This is a genomic window from Enterobacter sp. Li2LvB3 (assembly GCF_056156645.1).
The window spans coordinates 1-1,659 of sequence record NZ_JBSICG010000059.1; the positions used below are offsets into that span (position 1 = coordinate 1).

A 1,659-nucleotide genomic window follows, 5' to 3' on the forward strand; every position below is an offset into this window, starting at 1 on the left:
AAATGAATACCAAGTCTCTGAGTGAACATACGTAATTCATTACGAAGTTTAATTCACGAGCATCAAACTTAAATTGAAGAGTTTGATCATGGCTCAGATTGAACGCTGGCGGCAGGCCTAACACATGCAAGTCGAGCGGTAACACAGGGAGCTTGCTCCTGGGTGACGAGCGGCGGACGGGTGAGTAATGTCTGGGAAACTGCCTGATGGAGGGGGATAACTACTGGAAACGGTAGCTAATACCGCATAACGTCGCAAGACCAAAGAGGGGGACCTTCGGGCCTCTTGCCATCAGATGTGCCCAGATGGGATTAGCTAGTAGGTGGGGTAATGGCTCACCTAGGCGACGATCCCTAGCTGGTCTGAGAGGATGACCAGCCACACTGGAACTGAGACACGGTCCAGACTCCTACGGGAGGCAGCAGTGGGGAATATTGCACAATGGGCGCAAGCCTGATGCAGCCATGCCGCGTGTATGAAGAAGGCCTTCGGGTTGTAAAGTACTTTCAGCGAGGAGGAAGGCATTAAGGTTAATAACCTTAGTGATTGACGTTACTCGCAGAAGAAGCACCGGCTAACTCCGTGCCAGCAGCCGCGGTAATACGGAGGGTGCAAGCGTTAATCGGAATTACTGGGCGTAAAGCGCACGCAGGCGGTCTGTCAAGTCGGATGTGAAATCCCCGGGCTCAACCTGGGAACTGCATTCGAAACTGGCAGGCTAGAGTCTTGTAGAGGGGGGTAGAATTCCAGGTGTAGCGGTGAAATGCGTAGAGATCTGGAGGAATACCGGTGGCGAAGGCGGCCCCCTGGACAAAGACTGACGCTCAGGTGCGAAAGCGTGGGGAGCAAACAGGATTAGATACCCTGGTAGTCCACGCCGTAAACGATGTCGACTTGGAGGTTGTTCCCTTGAGGAGTGGCTTCCGGAGCTAACGCGTTAAGTCGACCGCCTGGGGAGTACGGCCGCAAGGTTAAAACTCAAATGAATTGACGGGGGCCCGCACAAGCGGTGGAGCATGTGGTTTAATTCGATGCAACGCGAAGAACCTTACCTACTCTTGACATCCAGAGAACTTTCCAGAGATGGATTGGTGCCTTCGGGAACTCTGAGACAGGTGCTGCATGGCTGTCGTCAGCTCGTGTTGTGAAATGTTGGGTTAAGTCCCGCAACGAGCGCAACCCTTATCCTTTGTTGCCAGCGGTTCGGCCGGGAACTCAAAGGAGACTGCCAGTGATAAACTGGAGGAAGGTGGGGATGACGTCAAGTCATCATGGCCCTTACGAGTAGGGCTACACACGTGCTACAATGGCATATACAAAGAGAAGCGACCTCGCGAGAGCAAGCGGACCTCATAAAGTATGTCGTAGTCCGGATTGGAGTCTGCAACTCGACTCCATGAAGTCGGAATCGCTAGTAATCGTAGATCAGAATGCTACGGTGAATACGTTCCCGGGCCTTGTACACACCGCCCGTCACACCATGGGAGTGGGTTGCAAAAGAAGTAGGTAGCTTAACCTTCGGGAGGGCGCTTACCACTTTGTGATTCATGACTGGGGTGAAGTCGTAACAAGGTAACCGTAGGGGAACCTGCGGTTGGATCACCTCCTTACCTTAAAGAACCTGCCTTTGTAGTGCTCACACAGATTGTCTGATGAAAA

1 rRNA gene is annotated in these 1,659 nt (G+C 52.6%); it reads left to right on the forward strand.

What is annotated here, in order from left to right:
• The first annotated feature begins 70 nt into the window (after positions 1-70).
• A 16S ribosomal RNA gene (locus tag ACS603_RS23395) occupies positions 71-1,610 on the forward strand.
• Positions 1,611-1,659: the final 49 nt, after the last annotated feature.